The 20,222-nt window shown below is 64.7% G+C and carries 22 protein-coding genes; 16 read left to right on the forward strand and 6 right to left on the reverse strand.

Annotated features, from left to right (window positions below; genetic code table 11):
• The first annotated feature begins 112 nt into the window (after window positions 1-112).
• The 3 genes from GQB03_RS17615 (at window position 113) to GQB03_RS17625 (ending at window position 3,236) form a co-directional block, all read left to right on the forward strand.
• A complete protein-coding gene (locus tag GQB03_RS17615; protein WP_159692188.1) occupies window positions 113-538 on the forward strand; it encodes a c-type cytochrome in 426 nt (141 codons plus the stop codon).
• A gap of 113 nt (window positions 539-651) precedes the next feature.
• Window positions 652-2,031, forward strand: a complete 1,380-nt coding sequence (locus GQB03_RS17620; protein ID WP_159692190.1) for a cbb3-type cytochrome c oxidase subunit I — start codon at window positions 652-654, stop codon at window positions 2,029-2,031.
• A gap of 302 nt (window positions 2,032-2,333) precedes the next feature.
• Entirely contained in the window at window positions 2,334-3,236 is a 903-nt protein-coding gene (locus tag GQB03_RS17625; RefSeq protein ID WP_159692192.1) for a lectin-like domain-containing protein, read from the forward strand.
• A gap of 134 nt (window positions 3,237-3,370) precedes the next feature.
• On the opposite strand, the gene cls is transcribed toward GQB03_RS17625, so the two are convergent.
• Entirely contained in the window at window positions 3,371-4,816 is a 1,446-nt protein-coding gene (cls, locus tag GQB03_RS17630; protein WP_159692194.1) for a cardiolipin synthase, read from the reverse strand.
• Window positions 4,817-4,967: 151 nt separating this feature from the next.
• On the opposite strand from cls, the gene GQB03_RS17635 reads away from it, so the two are divergent.
• The 3 genes from GQB03_RS17635 to GQB03_RS17645 are packed head-to-tail and all read left to right on the forward strand — an operon-like array spanning window position 4,968 to window position 6,665.
• Window positions 4,968-5,576, forward strand: coding sequence for a cytochrome c oxidase subunit 3 family protein (locus GQB03_RS17635; protein WP_159692196.1), 609 nt, complete (start codon window positions 4,968-4,970; stop codon window positions 5,574-5,576).
• A gap of 2 nt (window positions 5,577-5,578) precedes the next feature.
• Window positions 5,579-5,842, forward strand: coding sequence for a cytochrome C oxidase subunit IV family protein (locus tag GQB03_RS17640; RefSeq protein WP_159692198.1), 264 nt, complete (start codon window positions 5,579-5,581; stop codon window positions 5,840-5,842).
• Window positions 5,843-5,861: 19 nt separating this feature from the next.
• The gene (locus tag GQB03_RS17645) at window positions 5,862-6,665 is read left to right on the forward strand and encodes a CbbQ/NirQ/NorQ/GpvN family protein (protein WP_159692200.1); all 804 of its coding nucleotides are present in this window, start codon (window positions 5,862-5,864) and stop codon (window positions 6,663-6,665) included.
• A gap of 128 nt (window positions 6,666-6,793) precedes the next feature.
• Here the strand turns inward: GQB03_RS17645 and GQB03_RS17650 are convergent, their stop codons facing one another.
• Complete coding sequence (locus GQB03_RS17650) at window positions 6,794-6,934, reverse strand: entericidin A/B family lipoprotein (protein ID WP_159692202.1); 141 nt, start codon at window positions 6,932-6,934, stop codon at window positions 6,794-6,796.
• Window positions 6,935-7,116: 182 nt separating this feature from the next.
• Here GQB03_RS17650 and GQB03_RS17655 point away from each other — a divergent pair, with 182 nt between their 5' ends.
• Complete coding sequence (locus GQB03_RS17655; protein ID WP_235027120.1) at window positions 7,117-8,511, forward strand: CHASE3 domain-containing protein; 1,395 nt, start codon at window positions 7,117-7,119, stop codon at window positions 8,509-8,511.
• Here GQB03_RS17655 and GQB03_RS17660 read toward each other — a convergent pair.
• The 4 genes from GQB03_RS17660 to GQB03_RS17675 form a co-directional block, all read right to left on the reverse strand.
• Window positions 8,508-8,909, reverse strand: coding sequence for a response regulator (locus GQB03_RS17660; RefSeq protein ID WP_159692206.1), 402 nt, complete (start codon window positions 8,907-8,909; stop codon window positions 8,508-8,510). The genes GQB03_RS17655 and GQB03_RS17660 overlap by 4 nt on opposite strands.
• A complete protein-coding gene (locus GQB03_RS17665) occupies window positions 8,906-9,556 on the reverse strand; it encodes a response regulator (RefSeq protein ID WP_159692208.1) in 651 nt (216 codons plus the stop codon). The genes GQB03_RS17660 and GQB03_RS17665 overlap by 4 nt, the downstream gene beginning before the upstream one ends.
• Before the next feature lie 102 nt (window positions 9,557-9,658).
• Complete coding sequence (locus tag GQB03_RS17670; protein WP_159692210.1) at window positions 9,659-9,826, reverse strand: DUF1328 domain-containing protein; 168 nt, start codon at window positions 9,824-9,826, stop codon at window positions 9,659-9,661.
• 50 nt (window positions 9,827-9,876) lie between these two features.
• Complete coding sequence (locus GQB03_RS17675) at window positions 9,877-10,080, reverse strand: CsbD family protein (RefSeq protein WP_159692212.1); 204 nt, start codon at window positions 10,078-10,080, stop codon at window positions 9,877-9,879.
• Window positions 10,081-10,315: 235 nt separating this feature from the next.
• Between GQB03_RS17675 and GQB03_RS17680 the strand changes: the two genes are divergently transcribed.
• From GQB03_RS17680 to GQB03_RS17720, 9 genes are all read left to right on the forward strand, one after another.
• The gene (locus GQB03_RS17680) at window positions 10,316-10,729 is read left to right on the forward strand and encodes a hypothetical protein (RefSeq protein WP_159692214.1); all 414 of its coding nucleotides are present in this window, start codon (window positions 10,316-10,318) and stop codon (window positions 10,727-10,729) included.
• A complete protein-coding gene (locus GQB03_RS17685) occupies window positions 10,722-11,723 on the forward strand; it encodes a 4Fe-4S binding protein (RefSeq protein WP_159692216.1) in 1,002 nt (333 codons plus the stop codon). The genes GQB03_RS17680 and GQB03_RS17685 overlap by 8 nt, the downstream gene beginning before the upstream one ends.
• Window positions 11,720-12,199 (forward strand): hypothetical protein, encoded by a 480-nt coding sequence (locus tag GQB03_RS17690; RefSeq protein WP_159692218.1) that lies wholly within the window; start codon window positions 11,720-11,722, stop codon window positions 12,197-12,199. The genes GQB03_RS17685 and GQB03_RS17690 overlap by 4 nt, the downstream gene beginning before the upstream one ends.
• A gap of 15 nt (window positions 12,200-12,214) precedes the next feature.
• Window positions 12,215-14,050 (forward strand): nitric oxide reductase activation protein NorD, encoded by a 1,836-nt coding sequence (locus tag GQB03_RS17695; RefSeq protein ID WP_159692220.1) that lies wholly within the window; start codon window positions 12,215-12,217, stop codon window positions 14,048-14,050.
• Between the two features lie 71 nt (window positions 14,051-14,121).
• On the forward strand, window positions 14,122-14,577 hold the full coding sequence (locus GQB03_RS17700; RefSeq protein ID WP_159692222.1) for an OsmC family protein: 456 nt from the start codon (window positions 14,122-14,124) through the stop codon (window positions 14,575-14,577).
• Window positions 14,578-14,759: 182 nt separating this feature from the next.
• Window positions 14,760-16,163: a DUF2868 domain-containing protein gene (locus tag GQB03_RS17705; protein ID WP_159692224.1), complete on the forward strand. Its 1,404-nt coding sequence runs from the start codon at window positions 14,760-14,762 to the stop codon at window positions 16,161-16,163.
• Window positions 16,156-17,547 (forward strand): DUF3482 domain-containing protein, encoded by a 1,392-nt coding sequence (locus GQB03_RS17710; RefSeq protein WP_159692226.1) that lies wholly within the window; start codon window positions 16,156-16,158, stop codon window positions 17,545-17,547. The genes GQB03_RS17705 and GQB03_RS17710 overlap by 8 nt, the downstream gene beginning before the upstream one ends.
• Window positions 17,548-18,012: 465 nt before the next feature.
• A complete protein-coding gene (locus tag GQB03_RS17715; RefSeq protein WP_235027121.1) occupies window positions 18,013-19,617 on the forward strand; it encodes a cbb3-type cytochrome c oxidase subunit I in 1,605 nt (534 codons plus the stop codon).
• Window positions 19,617-20,207 (forward strand): cbb3-type cytochrome c oxidase subunit II, encoded by a 591-nt coding sequence (locus GQB03_RS17720; RefSeq protein WP_159692228.1) that lies wholly within the window; start codon window positions 19,617-19,619, stop codon window positions 20,205-20,207. Before GQB03_RS17715 ends, GQB03_RS17720 begins: the two co-directional genes overlap by 1 nt.
• Window positions 20,208-20,222 lie beyond the last annotated feature (15 nt).

Here is a 20,222-nt window from a genome sequence, read left to right on the forward strand (position 1 = left end):
CGGATCGCACGTACACGCGGCCTTGACTGGTATCAAGGAGCCGCGCACACGCTGTGGCGCAACATGCGCCCCAAGCTGCGTATTGCAGCGAACCAGGAATCAGGGAGGCTCCATGAGCGGTACATTCACCAAATCCATGGCGCGCAATATCTTCTACGGCGGGTCGATGTTTTTCGTCCTGCTGTTTCTGGCGCTGACCTTCGACACCATGAAGGTCCTGCCGCAAAGGGATAATCGCGCCAATCTCACCCAGGCCGTGATCAACGGCAAGAAGATCTGGGAGACCCGCAACTGCATCGGTTGTCATACGCTGCTCGGCGAAGGCGCCTATTTCGCGCCCGAACTCGGCAACGTCTACACCCGCCGCGGCCCGGATTTCATCAAGGCCTGGATCATGGGGCAGCCCACGGGCACACCGGGACGTCGCCAGATGCCCCAGTTCAACCTGACGCCCCAGGAACTCGACGATCTGGTGGCTTTCCTCAAGTACAGCTCAGAGATCAATTCCGCGAAATGGCCGCCCAATATCGAGGGGTGATGTGGTGATTCGTGATCGGCTGTCTGCACGCGCGCCGCAGAACTGAAGCGCGCCGGGCCAGCCAGACGAGCAATCGCACATAGCCAGTTACCCATCGACGCAAGGAGATGAAAATGCAATACAAATCCCAGGCCGTCGCGAAGCCCTACTTCATCGCGGCAATCGGCCTCTTCGTCGGGCAGATACTGTTTGGCCTGATCATGGGCCTGCAGTATGTGGTCGGCGACTTCCTGTTCCCCGCCATTCCGTTCAACGTCGCGCGGATGGTGCACACCAACCTGCTGATCGTGTGGCTGCTGTTCGGCTTCATGGGCGCCGCCTACTACCTGGTGCCCGAGGAAACCGAAACCGAGCTGTGGTCGCCCAAACTGGCCCTGGCGCTGTTTTGGATCTTTCTGGTGGCCGGTGCGCTGACCATCGTCGGCTATCTCTCGCTGCCCTACGCCAAGCTCGCCGAGCTCACCGGCAACGACCTGCTGGCGACCATGGGGCGCGAGTTCCTCGAGCAGCCGCTGATCACCAAGATCGGTATCGTCATCGTCGCGCTGGCCTTCCTGTTCAACATCACCATGACCACGCTGAAGGGCCGCAAGACCTCGATCGTGCTGGTGCTGCTGCTCGGTCTGTGGGGCCTCGCGGTGATGTTCCTGTTCTCGTTCTACAACCCGCACAACCTGGTGCTCGACAAGTTCTACTGGTGGTGGGTGGTGCACCTCTGGGTTGAAGGCGTGTGGGAACTGATCCTCGGTGCGCTGCTGGCCTTCGTGCTGATCAAGGTGACCGGCGTCGATCGCGAGGTGATCGAGAAGTGGCTGTACGTGATCATCACCCTGACCCTGATCACCGGCATCATCGGTACCGGCCACCACTACTTCTGGATCGGTACGCCGGAATACTGGCAGTGGTGGGGTTCGATCTTCTCGGCACTCGAGCCGATCCCCTTCTTCGCCATGACGATCTTCGCCTTCAACATGGTGAACCGCCGCCGTCGCGACCATCCGAACCGCGCCGCCACACTGTGGGCCTTGGGCACCGGCGTGATGGCCTTCCTCGGCGCAGGCGTGTGGGGCTTCCTGCACACACTGGCCCCGGTGAACTACTACACCCACGGCACGCAGATCACCGCCGCCCACGGCCACATGTCCTTCTACGGCGCCTATGCCATGGTGGTGCTGTGCATCATCAGCTATGCCATGCCGGTGCTGCGCGGCCGCGCCGCCAACAGCAACAAGGCGCAGGTGATGGAGATGTGGAGCTTCTGGCTGATGACCGTGTCGATGGTCTTCATCACGCTCTTCCTCACCGCCGCAGGCGTGTTGCAGGTGTGGCTGCAGCGTTACAGCCAGACACCGATGCCGTTCATGGAAGCGCAGGATCAGATCAGTCTGTTCTACTGGCTGCGCGAAGGCGCCGGAGTGATCTTCCTGATCGGCCTGGTGGTGTATATCGGCAGTTTCTTCGTCAAGGGTGAGAGCAAGGCCCAGACCACCTGATTCGACGAGCTCCGCAACGAACGGGGGCGGTCCGCGAGGACCGTCCCCGTTTCCGTTTCGCGCTCGGTTTCCCGCTTGCCGATCCGGCCGCCGCCGCCAGAAGCGTTGCAAAAGGACAACACCGACATGTCGGCGATCTTTACAACATCACTTGATCTGACGGCCCGAAAAGAATCCAACCATTTGTTTAAAAGGCAGTTTTCGGTCTAGGCACAGACGTTGCTAAGTCCCAGCCAGAAGCGTGACGGCTTGCAACATCTTCGGGCCGAACGCCAACAACACACCAGTTCCGGAGATTTGCAATGAAACTTTCCAGCGTCATCAAGACCGGCATGCTCGGCCTGTGCCTTGGTAGCTTTGGCCAGGCGTTCGCGACCACAATCGTGTTCACCGATTTCTCAGACCTCTCGCCGCTTCAGATCAACGGTGCAACCCAAGGCATTCACAGCTGCGCGGCCTCCGGCGCCGGCTCCACCTGCAGCACCGTGACCGATTTCGATGGCAACAAGGTTCTGAGATTGACGAACAATCTCAGCCAGAGTGGCAGTGCCTTCTCGACTTCGGCGATCTCGCTCGACGCCAACGCCTCGTTCAGCTCGGCCTTCCGTTTCCGTTTCACTGACCAGCAGAACGGCGGTGCCGATGGCATCGTGTTCACGGTTCAGACCGTTTCCAACACCACGGGTGGCTCCGGTGGCGGCATCGGCTATCAGGGCCTTCCCAAGAGCGTCGGAATCGAATTCGACAACTGGTTCAACAGCGGCAGCGACATCAATGCCAACCATGTCGGCATCGATCTCGGTGGCAGTGTCAATTCGGTTGCATCCCTCGACCTTGGCACGCTCGGCTACACCCTCGACAGTGGCACCACCTTCACTTCCTGGGTCGACTACAACGGCGCGACCGACCTGCTGGAAGTCAGGATTTCCTCAACCGGCGTGCGTCCGGTCGCTGCGCAGCTTTCCTACACCGTGGATCTGGTCAGCGTGCTCGGCTCGACGAACGCATTCGTCGGCTTCACCTCCGGCACCGGCGCAGCCGGTGCGGACCATGACATCCTCGCATGGCAGTTCAACAGCACCTTCGACCCGATCGACGACATCGGTGGCGGTGGTGGCAGCACCGTGCCGGAACCCGCCACGCTGGCAATCCTCGGCATCGGTCTTCTCGGCCTGGCATCGACGCGTCGTCGCGCACCCCGCTGAAAACGAGGCAGCAAGGACGAAAAAGGCAACCTGTCGGGTTGCCTTTTTCTTTGATCCCGACGGTAGCGCGCAGACTGACCCGCGCCCGATCGACATGCTCAGGCCCATCATCGCGAAGGCGGGATGAAGGCCGCTCACAACAACGGACTGGCCAGCCTCGCCGTATTCTCGGCGAGCCGTCGCAGCGACGAGCGCTGCTGCCAGGCACTCAGTTCGAGTGCCTTAGAATCCGCTTCGTATTCCTTCTGCAGGGCGCGCACCGCCTGACTCAGCGGCGCATCGTAGGCGATCACGGTCAGCTCGAAGTTGAGGCGCAGGCTGCGGATGTCGAGGTTGGAGGTACCGAACAGCGTCAGCTCTCCATCCACGGTGATGCTCTTGGTATGCAGCAGTCCCCCGCTGAACTCGCGTATGTTCACGCCCGAGCTCATCAGGCTGTCGAAGAATGACCGGCTGGCGTAGCGCACCAGTCGCGAATCCACCCGCGCCGGCACGATCAGCGTCACCTCGACGCCCCGCATCGCCGCCGATTCAAGCGCCACCAGCACCGCCTCGTCGGGGACGAAATACGGTGTCGTGATGATGAGTTCGCGTCGGGCCTCGTAGATCGCGGTGAGCACCAGGCGACGGATGTTGTCGCCCGAACGGTCCGGCCCCGACGGAACCACCTGGACCACTGAACCGCCGTCCCCGTATACGGGCTCGACTGCAGGGCCCTCCGGTACCTCACCGGTTTCGGCCAGCCAATCGCCAAAGAACACCATCCGCATCGCGGCGACCGGCGCGCCTTCGATACGCAGCATCGCATCCACCCATTTACCGACCCCCGCCTCCTGCTTGAAGAAGGCCGGATCGACGAGGTTCATGCTGCCGGTGTAGGCAATGCGCCCGTCGATCACCACCAGCTTTCGGTGCAGCCGCAGGTCCATGCGCACGAAGGCCGCACGCACCAGACCGACCGGCAGCGCCGCGACCAGACGCACCCCCGCGGCAAGCAAGCGCTTGCGCCAACGGCTCGCAAGAAAGCGCTTGCTGCCAACGCTGTCGAGCAATACCCGGCAGCGTACGCCGCGCTGCGCGGCCCGCTCCAACGCCAAGGCAACGTCGTCCGCCTGCCCACCCTCGCTCCAGATGTAGAAAGCCATGTCACAGCTTTCGCGAGCAGTGTCGATGTCCCGAGCAATCGCCGAAAGGATCTCAGGCGCCCCATCAAGGAGCCCCACGTCTGCGCCGCCAAGCGGCGGAAAGCCGGTGGACGCGTCGGCGAGGCGGGCAAGCAGCCCCTGCGCGAGCGGCATCGCCGACGCATCCGCGCGGCATCCAGCTGGCACGCCGGACAGCCAGCGCGCCAGGGGCTCGCTCATCTGATGCATCCGCCGCACGCGGCGCCGGCCCAGCGGCCGCTCGCCGATCAGGATGTACAAGGCCAGACCGATGTACGGCACCGTCACCACCAGCAACAGCCAGGCAAGCGAGGTTCCGGGATAGAGACGCCGCGACACCACGCGCACCACCACCACGATCACCAGCAGCAGGTGAACGATCCCCGCAACAGTTCCGATCCAGCTTGCTCCCGCCACACGCCCCCCTTGTTGAAACCGGCACCCGCCCGGCCCCGCATCGTCATGTCCGCGACTTCCACAATGAATTTCCGAACTTGGCCGGAATCAAGGAATCCCGACACCGCGGCCTGCATTCTTGAGGCACGCCAACATCAGTGCTCCCCGATCAATGGACGCCACAGCCTCACAGCTTACCCGGACAGACAAATACGACGAGCAGTTCCAGTCCCCCCCCGGCGATCTGGCAATATGGTTCTTCATCCTTGCCGAGTTGCTCGCCTTCGCGGTGTTTTTCGCCGCATATGCGTTCGCGCGGGCGTCGGACGTGGCGCTGTTCAACGAGATGCAACAGCAGGTCAACCGCAACCTCGGCGCGCTGAACACGGTCTTTCTGATCACCGCATCGTGGTGCGTGGCCCGCGCCGTGGCCGCAGTGACCCAAGATGGAGCACACCGGCTTGGCAGCCGCTGGCTGCTCGGCGCAATCTTCTGCGGCGGGGGTTTCCTCGTCGTGAAGATGTTCGAATACAGTGCAAAGTTCGGCGCCGGAATCTCGTTATCGACCAACACCTTCTGGATGTTCTACCTGTCGCTGACCTTCTTTCACTTCATGCACGTGATCCTCGGAATGGTGATCCTTGTCGTATTGTGGGTGCAGACCCGCAAGGGCAGCTACGGCCCCGACAATGCCAATGGCCTCGAAAGCGGTGCAGCCTACTGGCACATGGTGGATCTCGTGTGGATCGTCCTCTTCCCGCTCGTTTATGTGATGCGCTGATCATGACAACCCGAAAACTCGACATTACCCTTGCGGTACTGCTCACCGCGACCCTGGCCACCTGGGGTATCGGCGAAGCAGGTGCGGCAGGCGTCGCCGCGATGGTCTCGATGCTGGTACTGACCTTCGTCAAGGGCCGGCTGATCGCGCTCGATTACATGGGACTGCGCCCGGTCAGGCTGTTCTGGCGCGGCATGCTCGTCGGTTGGCTGGTACTGGTGCTCAGCCTGATCGCCCTTGCTTACTGGATCGGCCTTTCGGCCTGAACGACTGGAAACGAACGAAATGGATACCCGCGTGACCTCACCCGCCGCCCTCCCCTTCTACCAGGCCTCCGGCAATGAAATCGAACTCTTCGAGCATGCATGGCGAAACCGGCTTCCATTGCTCATCAAGGGTCCGACCGGCGTCGGCAAGACCCGCTTCGTCGCCCACATGGCGGCACGCCTTGGCCTGCCGCTGTTCACCGTGGCCTGCCACGACGATCTCACCGCGGCCGACCTGGTCGGTCGTCACCTGATCGGCGACGGCCAGACGATATGGTGCGATGGCCCCCTGACACGCGCAGTGCGCGAAGGCGGCATCTGTTATCTGGACGAAGTGGTCGAAGCGCGCAAGGACACCACGGTGGTCATCCATCCGCTGGCGGACGATCGCCGAGTACTGCCGATCGACCGCACCGGCGAGCAGCTCGAAGCGCCGGACGGCTTCATGCTGGTGATGAGCTACAACCCGGGTTACCAGAACTTCCTGAAAGGTCTTAAGCCATCGACGCGCCAGCGCTTCATCTCGCTGCGCTTCGATTTTCCCGCGGGCGAGCGCGAAGAAGCCATTCTGGTCGGAGAGACCGGATGCGATCCAATGCTTGCCCGGCAACTGGTCTCCATCGCTCACAGCCTTCGGGCGCTGAAGGATGTCGACCTCGAGGAGGTCGTATCGACCCGCTTGCTCGTCTACGCGGCAAAGCTGGTAAAGGTGGGACTGTCGCCGATCGAGGCGTGTCGCTCTTCGATGGTCGAGAGCCTGACCGACGATCCGGAGGTCGCCGAAGCGCTGATGGAGGTCGTCAGCGCCACCTTCGGCCGTTGAATCGCGGGTAACCCGACGAAAGCCGGCTTTCCCGCTCGAAGACGCCGCGGGCGAGCCGCGACCGGCCAGACATTGGCGCCCCTGGTGCCAATAGACGCCTGGCGGCAGTACCCCGGGGCGAGCTTTGATTACATCTTCTCCTTCACGTCTTTCGCGGCATCCTGCACCTTCTCCCCGCCGGCTTCGATATCCTTGCCCGCACCAGCGATGGTGTTGCACCCCCCGATCAGGAAGGCTGCGGCTACAAGCATTGCAATGGTCGCTTTCATGATTTTCTCCTGTTGACCGGGCCTGCCGACCTCTCGCCAGGCCATTCATACGTCCTGTGTTGCAACGAGGTGTTTCCAGTCTATGCAGACGGGCTGGCCCGCGATGTCGGATTCGGAGGAAAGTAATGTCGGACGAATCCTGCAACAATGCGGCACACCTGCCCATAGCCGGAGATCACGCGATGCCCCTGCCGGAACCGCCCGCACCCGCCCGAACGGCCAACCGGATAACCCAGGCATGGCCGCATCTGCTGCTTGCCTGCGGCTGCGTCTTCTCGATCACCCTGCTCGCGACGAGCTACATGCAGTCCTCGCTGGGCTTGGCGGCAATCAGCGCATTGCGCCATCAGGCGACGCGCATCGATCGCCTCGATCAGCTCCAGATCCAGCTCGTGGACGCTGAAACAGGCGTGCGCGGGTACCTGCTGAGCGGCGAGCCGCTCTACCTGGAGCCCTACGAGTCCGCCACGGCGCGGCTTCCGGAGACCCTGAGGCTCCTGCGGGCCGAGCTCTCCCCGCTGCCGGAGGAGCAATCCCGCCTGCTCAGGCTGGTGAGTCTGGTGGACCGCAAACGGGAGGTAATGGGGCTCGCCGTCGCGGCAAAGACAATGGGCCAGCAGATCGAGGGGGAGCTCGAAGGCAAGTTGCTGATGGACGACATTCGCGCCCTGACAACCGAATTGCGCGCCAGTCTCATCTCGTACGGCGACCACAACATCGATCAGTCGCTCGAGAATTTCCGTCATACCCGTCTTGCCGGGATTCTGCTCGCAAGCGGCTCACTGGTCTTGCTGATTCTGCTGTTCGCAGTGCTGCAGCGCCAGCACGAATTGCGTGACCGTATCGCGGACCTGATGGCCGGCGAGAACAAACGCCTCGACCGGGAAGTGCGGGCACGCACTTCCGAGCTGAGCAGCCTGGCCAGCTACCTCACCAATGCGCGCGAAGCGGAGCAGGCCCGTCTCGCACGCGAACTTCACGACGAACTCGGCTCCCTGCTCACCGCCGCCAAGCTCGACGCGGGATGGATCGCGCGCAAGTTGCCCGCCGAGGTACGTGCGCCGCTCGACGAGCGCATTGCCCGCCTGCAGCGCACATTGAGCGAAGGGATTGCCCTCAAGAGGCGCATCATCGACGGTCTTCGACCGCCGCTTCTCAAGGACCTCGGGCTGGTCGCCGCACTCAAGGCCCTCGTCGAGGATTACGAGATGGGCGGCGAGTTCGTCATCCACGCCGATCTCCCGGACGAGAACTCGCCGGCCTTGCCGGCCGACCGTTCCCTGGCCTTGTACAGGATCGCCCAGGAGTCGCTTACCAACATCAGGAAATATGCCAGCGCAAAGACGGTACGGTTGAGCCTGAAGCTCGAACCGGACACAGCCTGCCTCGAGGTACGCGACGACGGCAGCGGCTTCGCCAACGACAAGTTGCCGACGGTATCGCGACACGGCCTGGCGGGAATGAAGCATCGGGTGCAGAGTTTCGCGGGCAGATTCGACCTCGAAACGGCACCGGGAAAGGGAACGCTGATTCGCGCGCGGATACCGCTCGGCGGCGACTCACCGGAGATCGACTAATCCGGCTGCGCTGCCGACTGGACGAAATCGATCAGGTCATCCATACCGTTGGCCTTGTCGAAGAAGGCTTCCGCACCATAAGCTTCGCAGCGCCGCCTCAGAGACTCCCGGGCATAGCTCGAGAACACCACGGCACGTGGCTGACCGTAACGATCGGGGGATTCGCTGAGCTCGCGCAGAATGCCCAGTCCGCTGCCTTCACTCAGCTCAAGATCGACGATCGCGAGATCCGGCGTCTCGCGTGCGAGTGTCTGGAGGGCTTTCGTCTCGCCGTCGACGACGCCTACCAACTCGACGCCATCAAGTTCGTCGAACATCTCTTCGAGCAGTTCGCGCAGCAGCGCCGAATCCTCGACGAGCAGTACCTTGAGATTCGCTCCGGAGCCTTGCCGCGTCACGTCGGTCCCACCTCATCAACGATCAATCCATGCCGAAGCGCGTAGGCGGCGAGTTCGGCATTGCTCGAGACGGCGAGCTTTTCCAGCAGCCGCGACCGGTAGGTACTGACGGTCTTCACGCTGAGTGACAGGATCGATGCGATATCGGAAACGGATTCACCCTTGGCGAGTCGCAGGAAAACCTGCAATTCGCGCTCCGAAAGACTCTCGTGCAAGGGTGCGCTACCCGCTCCGGTCAATTCGTCGGCCATCAACTCGGCCGTCCGGCCGGAAAGATAGCGTCGGCCCTGGGCGACCGTACGAACGGCCTTGAGCAGCTCGTTCCGTTCGCAGTCCTTGCACAGATATCCGTTGGCGCCATTCCGGATCATCGCCAGCGCATAACGCTCTTCCGGAAAGCCGCTCAGCACGAGGACGCCGAGTTCCGGATAACGCTGGCGCGCGGCGCGCAGGACGTCGACACCGCTTTGCCCCGGCAGCGAGAGATCGAGCAGCAACACGTCGCACGCTTCCGTACGCAGGTTCTGCAGCGCCTCTTCGCCGCTGGCGGCCTCGAAGGCGATGCGAATGTCCACTTCTTCGCCAAGCAACTCGCGAAAACCGGCCCGCACGATCTGATGGTCATCGACAATGGCGACTTTGATCATGAACCACTCCGAAGCATGCCAAGGCTGCATCCTACCAAGTCGATGCCAGGGCGTCGAAGCACTCGACCATGCCTCACCCCTGGCGCGCCACCGATCGCACGGTCAGCCACGGCCGCGGAACACGTTGACGACAAAGCTCACCACCGCCATGAGCAGGAACACGAAGAAAAGGACCTTGGCAATACCGGCCGCGCCGGCAGCGAGGCCACCGAATCCGAACACCGCGGCTATCAGCGCGATGACGAAGAAAACCACTGCATAGTGAAGCATGACGCTCTCCTCTCCGGCGGCCGACCGCATCGCCGGCCGCCGGACTCCGATCAGTTGCGATTACCCTTCTCCCAAGCCTCGAGCTGTTTTCTGGCTTCCTCGACGCTCAACCCGTAGCGCTCTTGGATCTTGCCGGCCAGCACCTCGCGACGCCCGTCGATAACGTCGAGATCGTCGTCGGTGAGCTTGCCCCATTGCACCTTTGCCTTGCCCTTCAGTTGCTTCCAGTTGCCCTCAATGATGTCTCGGTTCATGTGCTTTTCTCCTTCTGAACGATTGGACGAAACCCGCTGGCGCCTGTCGTTGCCGTGCTGCCGGCCAGCGAATGCATGGCTTCACTGTAGCGGCGTGGCAGAGGTGAAAGGATCGGCCGCTTCCGAAAGGTTTGTCAGACGGCGCTTACATGTTGCAACACCCGGCGGGACTGACTTGTTTCCCATCAAGTTTGTGGTGGCCTGCAACTGATAGGCTCGCCGGGAGAGTGAGAAGATGATCGCCAAACACCCCGACCCAATCGACAAACCCGAATCCGCGCCCGGTTTCGGCCTCGCTGTGGCCGCCGAGTCGCTGTACCTGATCAACCTCATGATCGCCCCCGGGCTTGCCTTTGCGGCGTTGCTCGCGCTGTGGTTCAAGCACCGTCGCACCGCCCCCGCACTCGCCCGGGCCCACCTGGCCCAAACGGTCGCGGGCAGCATCTGGGCCGGGGTCCTGCTGGTGGGCGCCAACCTCGCCATCATCCTGCTCGGCGGCTACGACGCGCCCTATACCTGGGTGGTGGTGATCCTTTACTTCGTCACCTGCCACGCGACGCTGATCTGCTTCGGCGCCATCGGGCTCGCCCGCGCGCTGTCCGCCCAGACCTACCGCTATCCGCTCATCGGGCGCCGCATCGATGACTAGCGCCGGACACAGGATCATCCCGATCGTCGCCGCCGACGGCGCGCGATCGCCCGGGCAGCGACGCAAGCGCCTGCGTTTCTACGCGCAGACCGGGTTTTTCGTGCTGTTCGTGCTCGCCCCGGTGTTCAATCTGCTGCGTTACGACCTGGTCGCCGAGCACGCCTGGTTCCTCGGCATGGAATGGCACATCGGCCTCGACGACTATTCTGCCGGCCGGATCGGCTTGGGCGATCTGTGGCTCAACATCGGGCTGCGGTTGTTCGCGCCGATCATCGGGGCCGGTGCAGCCCTGATCTGGGTGTCGTGGAAATGGGGCCGGCTCTACTGCGGCTGGCTGTGTCCGCACTTCTCGGTGGTCGAGACCATCAACCGGCTGATGCGCCGAGCCATCGGCAAGCCCAGCCTGTGGGACACCCGTCAGCTGCCGCCACGCGAGCCGGACGGCACGCCAATCCGCTACGACACGCGCTGGTGGCTGATCACCGTGCCGCTTGCGATCGGCTTTGCCTTCGTCTGGGCGGTGGTGCTGCTCACCTACCTGCTGCCGCCCTTCGAGATCTACGGCAATCTCGTCAGCGCCACGCTCACCCGCAACCAGTTCGTCTTCATCACCGCCGGCACGGTCGTGCTGTCGATCGAATTCCTCTTCGCCCGTCACCTGTTCTGCCGCTATGCCTGTGCGGTGGGTTTCTTCCAGAGCCTCGCCTGGATGGGCAACAAGGCGGCCATGGTGGTGGGCTTCGAGCGTGACCGCGCCGCAGACTGCGCGAGCTGCCATTCCGCCTGCGATCACGCCTGCCCGATGCGCCTTAAACCGCGCAACGTGAAACGCATGATGTTCACCTGCACCCAGTGTGCGCAGTGCATCTCCGCCTGCGAAACCACCCAGCGCGACAACCCCGACGGGCCGCTGCTGCAGTGGGTGAGCGGCGAGGCCGCGCGCCACAACGAAGCGGTGCTGCAGGCCCGCAAGCCGCTCAGGGGCGGGCAATGAACGACTTCGCACTTGCCCGCGCGGTACATGTTCTGGCGATCGTCTGGTGGATCGGCGGGGTCGCCTTCGTCACGCTGACCCTGCTGCCGGCCTGTCGCGGCCTCGCGGCTGCCGAGGCGCGCATCACCCTGTTCGAATCGCTCGAGTACCGCTTCGGCAGCCAGGCCCGTTGGGCGACGCTGCTGGCCGGCGCCTCGGGGCTATGGCTCACGCACCGGCTCGGAGCCTGGGGCAGGTTCCTCGACCCCGCCCAGTGGTGGTGGATGCACGCCATGGTCGCAATCTGGCTGATCTTCACCCTGATGCTGTTCGTGCTCGAGCCGCTGGTGCTGCACCGCTGGTTTCGGCAGCGCGCGGCAGCGGCGCCGGAAGCCACCTTCGCACTGATCGAACGGATGCATCGCATCCTGCTGGCAGCCAGCCTGCTCACCGTGGCCGGCGCGGTCGCCGGCAGCCATGGCGGCTGGTGGATGTAGCAAGGGAGCCGGAAAATGGAAGAATTCGTCGGCGGGCTGTGGCACCGCTTCATCACCCGGGCAGCAAGCCGCAGCCATCCTGCCGCCGCCGTCAGGCTCGAAGACATCGAGCGTACCGCGGGGGTACTGTTCCGCGCGCTGGGCGGCGATCCGGGCCTGCGCGTGGCGGCCGCGGCCGAGGTCGAGCACGGCGGGCGCCGCCGCTGGCTGGCGCGTCTGGCACATGCGGACGATCGCGTCGCCCAGGCTTCGCTGGACGACGAAACGCTGCGCCTCCCCCCGGAGATCGCGTTCTTCCCCGATGCAGGCCACAATCGCGACCTCTACCTGTGGCTGATCGCGCAGGCAGCCGGGCTCCCACCCGCGGAGGAAAACTGGATCGTCGCCAATCAGGCCGCGACGCTCGCCACGCTGGCGCGCTACCCCGGCTTCCAGCCACGCTATCGCCGCATCGCAGAGGCCTGTGTCGCCAGCCGCATCGCCCCCGAACGCCTGCCCTCCGAAGAGGCCGCCGCCGAACGCGCGATCCGCGCCGCGATCCTCGAGCCGGGCTCGGTCGACGCCCTTCCCTCTGCCCGCAAACCGCCACAGCCGGTGGTGCTGTGGCTCTATCCGACCCCGCAGGCGCTCGACCTGCGTCGCGACAAGCGCCTCCCCGATCCGCAGCCGGCCGAGGGCGGCAGCAACAGCGAGGATGCCACCCAGAAGCGCCGTCGCGCCGAGCGCAACGACATGCCCGACGGACGCGACGCCTTCATCCTCCCCTTCCGCGCGGAAAGCCTGATGTCCTTCGCCGAATACGTGAAGGTGAATCGCGCGCTCGACGACGATGAAAGCGACGATGCGGCCAAGGCTGCCACCGACATGGACACGCTCTCGGTGGCAAACGACGGCACCAACACCGCCTCGAAAGTCCGCTTCGACCTCGACCTGCCCTCCGCGGCGCACGACGATCTGCCGCTCGCCGAGGGCATCCTGCTGCCCGAGTGGGACTGGAAGAAGAAGCTGCTGCGCAAGGATCAGTGCAGCCTCGTCCTGCTCGAGCCGCGCGATGCCTCGCCCTGTCCGCTGCCGCCACGACTGGTGCGCCCGGCCAGGCGCCTGCGCAGCCAGTTCGAATCGCTGGCGCCATCACGACGCTGGCTCAAGAACCAGCCGGACGGCGCGGAACTCGACATGGACGCCTGCGTGCGGGCCTGGTCGGACCGCCAGGCCGGCAACACCAGCGGCGCTACGGGCAGCTACCTCTCGTGCGAGCGGCGTGAACGCGATCTGGCCTGCCTGGTGCTGGCGGATCTCTCGCTGTCGACCGACGCCTGGGTGGGCAACGAGGCACGCGTGATCGACGTGATCAAGGACAGCCTGATGCTCTTCTCCGAAGCGCTCGGCGCCACCGGCGACCGCTTCGGGCTGTACGGCTTTTCGTCGCGGCGGCGCGACCACATCCGCTTTCATCGCATCAAGGACTTCGCCGAAAGATACGGCCCAGTACCGCGCGGGCGCATCGCCGCGCTCAAGCCCGGCTACTACACCCGCATGGGCGCCGCGATCCGCCACGCCAGCACCCTGCTCGCACGGCAGCCCAGCGCGCTGCGGCTGTTGCTGATTCTCTCCGACGGCAAACCCAACGACCTCGATCACTACGAAGGTCGCTACGGCATCGAGGACACCCGAATGGCGCTCATCGAGGCGCGCAACATGGGCCTGCGGCCCTTCTGCGTGACCATCGACAAGGAAGGCGCGGGCTACCTGCCGCACCTGTTCGGCCCGGCCGGCTACACGGTGATCCGCAAGCCCGAAGAGCTGCCCTCGCGCCTGCCGATGCTGTATGCCCAGCTGACCGCGGGCTGAAGCGCCTTCCAATACCCAAATCAGCAGCCCACGCTAATATTCCGTTTTCACACGCACCAGGGAGCACTGGAATGAGCGAACAAGTCACGGTCACGATTCGCCAGCAGGAGAAATATCGATTCGAGGTGGATTTCGGCGAAGGCATGAGCACGATGATCGCCGATGAACCGCCACCGCTCGGCGGCGGCGAAGGGCCGGCACCCAGCCAGGTGCTCGCCGCAGCCGCGGCAAACTGCCTGACCGCAAGCCTGTTGTTCGCGCTGACCAAGTTCAAGCAGGACCCGGGCACCCTCACCGCGAGCGCCACCTGCACCGTCGATCGCAACGCCGAAAAGCGCCTTCGCATCCAGAACATCGACGTCGCCATCACCCTCGGCCGCAAGGGCAGCGAGCTCGAGCATCTCGATCGCATCCTCGGCCAGTTCGAGGCCTTCTGCACGGTTTCGCAGAGCCTCCAGGACGGCATCCCGATTGCAGTGACGGTGCTCGACCAGGACCGCCAGGTGCTCAAGGGCCCCGCCGCCTGAAGCAGCAGCCCGGCTGCAGGTATGCTTGTGGACCCTGACAACGCGCGTCCACAAGCGCCTGCAATGAAAAGACACCTCAGCCCCCCGGGATTTCCACGCCTTCGATGCGATACGGCGCGCAGCCGGACATCCGCAATGCATCGATGCACGCGTCGCGCTCCGCTGCGAGGCCCGGCACACGCATGACTCTTGCCTCAGACACCTCCCGCTCCGGCGAGTCGGGCGGCTTCGAACGCCGCTGGCTGGCCGAGACCATCCGCCTGCAGGAAGAACGCAGCGGCCCGATCGATGATGCCGACGCGGTGCGCCAGGCCCGCCGCGCTGCGCCTCAGCTGGAAGCCCGTATTCTCGAACGGGCGAGCCTGCTTGCCGAACGCGCCAAGCTCACCGAAGCCCTGCATCGCTGGCAGGGCCATGCGCGGTGGACCCTCTTCATCCTCGCGCTGCTCGTGATCCTCGGCGGCGCAGGCACCGCTGCGTCGGTGCTGGGCGACGGCAGCCGGCCGGTCAACGTGGTGTGGGCCATCGGCGGGCTGCTCGGCATCCACCTGCTCAGCCTCTTGCTGTGGCTGTCGAGTTTCCTGGTCAACACACCGGACGGCACCGCGCTTGGACGGTTCTGGCTGTGGCTCACCGCGCGACTGTTCCGCGACCCCAAGGCCGCGCTGCTGCCGCAGTCGCTGGCCGGCATGCTCTCGCGCAGCGGCCTGATGCGCTGGTGGCTCGGCCTGATCAGCCACGGGCTGTGGCTGCTCGCGCTGCTCGCCGCACTCGCGGGCCTGCTGGCGCTGCTCGCCACGCGCCGCTACGGTTTCGTGTGGGAAACCACCATCCTGTCGGCCGACACCTTTGTCGCCATGGTGGACCTGCTCGGGCGCCTGCCGGCAGCCGTCGGATTCGTCATCCCCGATGCGGCCACCATCGCGGCCAGCGGCGGCAACGCGCTGGCCGACGAAGCTTCGCGCCGCGCCTGGTCTGCCTGGCTGATCGGCTGCCTGCTGATCTACGGCATCGCCCCGCGGCTGCTGCTCACGGGCGTCAGCCTGTGGTTCTGGCGGCGCCGCGAGCAGCTGCGCCTCGATCTTTCCATGCCGGGTTACGCCACCCTGCGCGAACGCCTGATGCCCAGCGTCGAGACGCTCGGTGTCCAGGATGCTTCGCCGGAGCAGCTGCCCAGTTTCCACCTGCAACCCGCCCTCGGCAGCGACTCGCTCGGCGCGGTACTGATCGGCCTGGAACTGCCCGACGAGATCGACTGGCCACCCGCCCTGTCGAAGGCCCGCGACGCCGGCATCGTCGCCAGCCGCGCGGAGCGCAACCGTCTGCTCGAGACCCTCTCCGCTACGCCGGCCGAGCGCCTGCTGATTGCCTGCGACGCCTCACAGTCACCCGACCGTGGCACGCTGGCGCTGATCAGCGAGCTGTCCCGCTATGCCGCACACTGCGCGGTATGGCTGATCGCAGGCCGCGGCGTCGAGCGGCTCGCGCTGTGGCACGAATCCCTCGCCACCATCGATTTGCCGGCCGGGCTGCGCTTTGACGACCGCAGCGCGGCGCTGGCCTGGCTGGAGTCCCCGGATGACTGAGCTGCTGCGCTTGGCCGTGGTCGGCCACACCAACACCGGCAAGACCTCGCTGATGCGCACCTTGCTGCGCGATACTGCCTTCGGCGAGGTCTCGGGCCGGCCCAGCACCACCCGCCATGTCGAAGGCGCCAAGCTGCTGGCCGACGGTGAAGCCATGGTGGCGCTGTTCGACACGCCCGGTATGGAAGACGCGATCGCGCTGCTCGAATACGTGGACAGCCTGGCGCCCCCGGCCGAACGCATCGACGGCCCCAAACGCATCGAACGCTTCCTCGCCAGCCCCTCGGCGGCGACTCGCTACGAGCAGGAGGCCAAGGTGCTGCGCCAGCTGCTGGCCAGCGACGCCGGCCTCTACGTGGTCGACGCGCGCGACCCTGTGCTGGCCAAGCATCGCGACGAACTCACCCTGCTGGCCAGCTGCGCCAAGCCACTGCTGCCCGTCCTCAACTTCGTGAAACAGCCCGAATCGCGCGAGGCCCAGTGGCGCGAGGCGCTGGCGCGGCTGGGGCTGCATGCGATCGTGAGCTTCGACACCGTGGCCCCGGAACTCGATGGCGAAGCGCGGCTGTACGAAAAACTCATCACCCTGATGGATCACCAGCGCCCGCGCCTCGAGCGGCTCATCGCGGCCCGCGCCCGCGAGTCGGAGCGCCGCCGGGCCGCCGCCGCGCGCATCGCCGCCGAGATGCTGGTCGACGTGGCGGCCTTCCGCCAGCAGGTTCCGGCCGAGCCAGAGCAGGCTTTGGCGGAGGCACTTGCCCTCACCCACGACGCGATCCGCCACCGCGAGCAGATGGCGCTCGACGCGCTGCTGCGGCTCTATCGTTTCGCCGCCGATGACGTGCGCGCCAGCGAGCTGCCGTTGCTCGACGGTCGCTGGGAACACGACATTTTCAGCAGCGAGGCGCTCTCCCAGTTTGGTGTCAGGCTCGGCAAGGGCGCGGCAGCTGGCGCCGCCGCCGGTTTCGGCATCGACCTGCTCACCGGCGGGCTCTCGCTGGGTGCTGCGACCGCGATTGGCGCACTCGTCGGAGGCGCCTGGCAGACACTGGAAAACTTTGGCGGCCGGCTGATTGGAAAGCTCACCGGCTCACGCGAACTGACCGCCGACGACACCGTGCTGCGAACCCTCGGCGCACGTCAGCAACTGCTGCTGGCCGCGCTGGAAGGACGCGGCCATGCCGCCCAGGCACCAATCGAACTGGGGCAGCCGGAGATCCGCCGCTGGCGCGAATCGGCCCTGCCCGAGCAGATCGAGCGGGCCCGCGCCCATCCGGAATGGTCGGTACTCGAAGCTGACCAGTTCAGCGACGACGCCGACCGGAACGAGACGATCGCCGCGCTCGCCGATTACCTCGCCAGCGACGCCCCCGAACCGGCCTGACAAGCCCGGTCCGCCTGGCACGGCCTGCGGATGCCGGGGGTACGACCTTTGACGGATCTCGACCGCAGCTCGACGATCCGCCCCTGAGCCTGCTCCACCGCAGGTCCGCCCTGAGCGGCCAGCGCTCTCGCGAGGCGCGGCGGCGGACACCCCTTCAAGAAGAATTCCCGGTCCGGCGCCATCGACCGCAGGTCGGACATGTCCGTGTTCAAACTGCAAGGCAGTGCGTCGATCCAAGGGATCTCTCCCCGTTGCTCCACGGCGACGGCCAGCGCATGGGCGTTGGTCGATCGCCAAACCCCACGTTCCGGTTTGCCTGCGCTGCGAATACATTCATCTTGCACGCATCTATTTTAAGATGTATTGTTTATATATCTTTTAGACCTTCCGGCAGGCGTTCAATCCCTGCCTAAAGGAAGGCAGATCGTCAGCACGAATCCTTCTCCAACCCCGGTAGATGAGCACATGAGTACCCTCTCGATCCTGATGTCGGCCTTCGTCCTTTCGATCGTCGGCCTTGGTTTCTTCATATGGTCACAGCGCGCCCGCCTGACCGACTCGGGCCCCGAAGCAAGCGAAATCATCTTTGCGAAAGGTGAAATCGGCCATCCCGAAAAAGCAATCGACCGAACTACCCCTCAGGCCGTGAGCCCGCGGCCTGACGAGGCTGAACTGCTCGCCCGCGTGCGGGCCGACGCCTCGAGCGCCCAGGTCGTCTTCTTTTTCTATTGCTGCGCGTTCGTCTGGCTGCTGGTTGCATCTGCGGCGGGCCTGACCGCTTCGATAAAGCTCCACTCACCGGACTGGCTCACAAGCGAAGCCTGGCTGAGCTTCGGACGTATCCGCACGCTCCACCTGAACGCGGTCGCCTATGGCTGGGCGCCGATGGCCGGCCTCGGAACCGCGCTTTTCATCATCCCACGGCTGCTCAAGACGGAACTCGCCGGCGCCCGCTACGCCCTGCTCGGCGGCGCACTCTGGAATGCGGCACTGGTGGCGGGACTCGGCAGTCTCGCCTACGGGGTCAGCGACGGCATGGAGTGGCTGGAGATTCCCTGGCAGATCGACATTCTCTTTGTCGCCGGCGGTGCGCTGGTGGGCTTGCCGCTGATCCTGACCCTGCTCCGGCGCACCGTCGCCCATCTGTATGTGTCGGTCTGGTACATGGGCTGCGCACTGTTCTGGTTTCCGATCCTGTTCTTCGTCGCCAACTTTCCGGGGCTTCACCACGGCGTGGAAGCGGCGACCATGAACTGGTGGTTCGGTCACAACGTGCTCGGGCTCTTCTATACGCCACTGGCACTGGCCTCGATCTACTACTTTCTGCCCAAGCTGATCGGCAGGCCTATCCAGTCCTACAACCTCTCGCTGCTGGGTTTCTGGGGGCTGGCCTTCTTCTATGGCCAGGTCGGCGGGCATCACCTGATCGGCGGACCGGTGCCGGGCTGGCTGGTCACGCTGTCGATCGTGCAGAGCATGATGATGATCCTTCCGGTCGCGGCCTTCACGGTGAATCAGCACCTCACCCTCAAGGGCCATCTTTCGGCGCTGCGTGGCTCGCCGACGCTGCAATTCATCTGCCTCGGCGGCCTGATGTACACCGCCAGCTCGGTGCAGGGGTCGTTCGAGGCGCTGCGCAGCATGAATGCGGTCACCCATTTCACCCACTACACCGTGGCCCATGCCCACCTCGGCCTTTACGGCTTCGTCAGCATGGTGTTCTTCGGCGCGATCTACTTCGTCGTGCCGCGCATTACCGGACGCGAATGGCCGTGGCCGAAGCTCGTCACCGTGCATTTCTGGCTGGCCGCGACAGGGATCGCGATCTACTTCGTATCCCTGACGATCGGTGGATGGCTGCAGGGCACTGCGATGCTCGACCCGAGTCGCGGCTTCATGGAATCGGTCCATGCCACCCTGCCCTATCTCCGGGGCCGGAGCGTCGGTGGCGCCCTGATGGTGCTGGGACACGTGATCTTTGCAGTTCATTTCATCGGCTTGCTGGCCGGCGCATCCGGCCGCGCGGTGCAACCCTCGCCAGCCTTGAATGCGGCGACGGGAGACATCTGATGCATAGCGAAACACGTCTTGTACTTGGCGGACTCACCACGCTCGCGGTGGCCACCGCCGCCCTGGTGGTGCTGCCCTACCTCACCGTCCGGGATACCCCTCCGGCTCCGGGATTGAAACCTTATACCGCGTCTGCACTGAGGGGCCGCACACAATACATTCAGCATGGCTGCATGTATTGTCACTCCCAGCAACCGCGTGCACGTGATTTTGCGCCCGACGCGAAGCGCGGATGGGGTCGGGCCACCGTAGCGGGAGATTATGCGTACGACGATCCGCCGCTGCTCGGGACCATGCGTACCGGACCCGATCTCATGAACATCGGCGTCCGCCAGCCCGGTGAGCAATGGCATCTCGGCCACCTGTTCCAGCCCCGGGCCTATGTTCCCGGCAGCATCATGCCGGCCTATCCCTTCCTGTTCGAGCTGCGTGACAAGGCCGAGCCAGGCGAAACGGTCGTCACGCTTCCACCGGGCTTCGTACCCGAGGGAAAAACGGTAGTGGCACGACCCGAGGCGCTCGATCTCGTGAGTTACCTGAAATCACTGGATCGCAGCTATCCGGCGATCGACCCCACCACAACCAATTGACCCGGACCGCATGCC

The organism is Cognatazoarcus halotolerans (assembly GCF_009800965.1).
GTDB classification, from domain to species: Bacteria; Pseudomonadota; Gammaproteobacteria; order Burkholderiales; family Rhodocyclaceae; genus Cognatazoarcus; species Cognatazoarcus halotolerans.

Coding starts and splice junctions, on each gene's coding strand:
- GQB03_RS17615 (WP_159692188.1), top strand. CDS start 113: ATGAGCGGTACATTCACCAAATCCATGGCGCGCAATATCTTCTACGGC.
- GQB03_RS17620 (WP_159692190.1), top strand. CDS start 652: ATGCAATACAAATCCCAGGCCGTCGCGAAGCCCTACTTCATCGCGGCA.
- GQB03_RS17625 (WP_159692192.1), top strand. CDS start 2,334: ATGAAACTTTCCAGCGTCATCAAGACCGGCATGCTCGGCCTGTGCCTT.
- GQB03_RS17635 (WP_159692196.1), top strand. CDS start 4,968: ATGGACGCCACAGCCTCACAGCTTACCCGGACAGACAAATACGACGAG.
- GQB03_RS17640 (WP_159692198.1), top strand. CDS start 5,579: ATGACAACCCGAAAACTCGACATTACCCTTGCGGTACTGCTCACCGCG.
- GQB03_RS17645 (WP_159692200.1), top strand. CDS start 5,862: ATGGATACCCGCGTGACCTCACCCGCCGCCCTCCCCTTCTACCAGGCC.
- GQB03_RS17650 (WP_159692202.1), bottom strand. CDS start 6,934: ATGAAAGCGACCATTGCAATGCTTGTAGCCGCAGCCTTCCTGATCGGG.
- GQB03_RS17655 (WP_235027120.1), top strand. CDS start 7,117: ATGCCCCTGCCGGAACCGCCCGCACCCGCCCGAACGGCCAACCGGATA.
- GQB03_RS17665 (WP_159692208.1), bottom strand. CDS start 9,556: ATGATCAAAGTCGCCATTGTCGATGACCATCAGATCGTGCGGGCCGGT.
- GQB03_RS17670 (WP_159692210.1), bottom strand. CDS start 9,826: ATGCTTCACTATGCAGTGGTTTTCTTCGTCATCGCGCTGATAGCCGCG.
- GQB03_RS17675 (WP_159692212.1), bottom strand. CDS start 10,080: ATGAACCGAGACATCATTGAGGGCAACTGGAAGCAACTGAAGGGCAAG.
- GQB03_RS17680 (WP_159692214.1), top strand. CDS start 10,316: ATGATCGCCAAACACCCCGACCCAATCGACAAACCCGAATCCGCGCCC.
- GQB03_RS17685 (WP_159692216.1), top strand. CDS start 10,722: ATGACTAGCGCCGGACACAGGATCATCCCGATCGTCGCCGCCGACGGC.
- GQB03_RS17690 (WP_159692218.1), top strand. CDS start 11,720: ATGAACGACTTCGCACTTGCCCGCGCGGTACATGTTCTGGCGATCGTC.
- GQB03_RS17695 (WP_159692220.1), top strand. CDS start 12,215: ATGGAAGAATTCGTCGGCGGGCTGTGGCACCGCTTCATCACCCGGGCA.
- GQB03_RS17700 (WP_159692222.1), top strand. CDS start 14,122: ATGAGCGAACAAGTCACGGTCACGATTCGCCAGCAGGAGAAATATCGA.
- GQB03_RS17705 (WP_159692224.1), top strand. CDS start 14,760: ATGACTCTTGCCTCAGACACCTCCCGCTCCGGCGAGTCGGGCGGCTTC.
- GQB03_RS17710 (WP_159692226.1), top strand. CDS start 16,156: ATGACTGAGCTGCTGCGCTTGGCCGTGGTCGGCCACACCAACACCGGC.
- GQB03_RS17715 (WP_235027121.1), top strand. CDS start 18,013: ATGAGTACCCTCTCGATCCTGATGTCGGCCTTCGTCCTTTCGATCGTC.
- GQB03_RS17720 (WP_159692228.1), top strand. CDS start 19,617: ATGCATAGCGAAACACGTCTTGTACTTGGCGGACTCACCACGCTCGCG.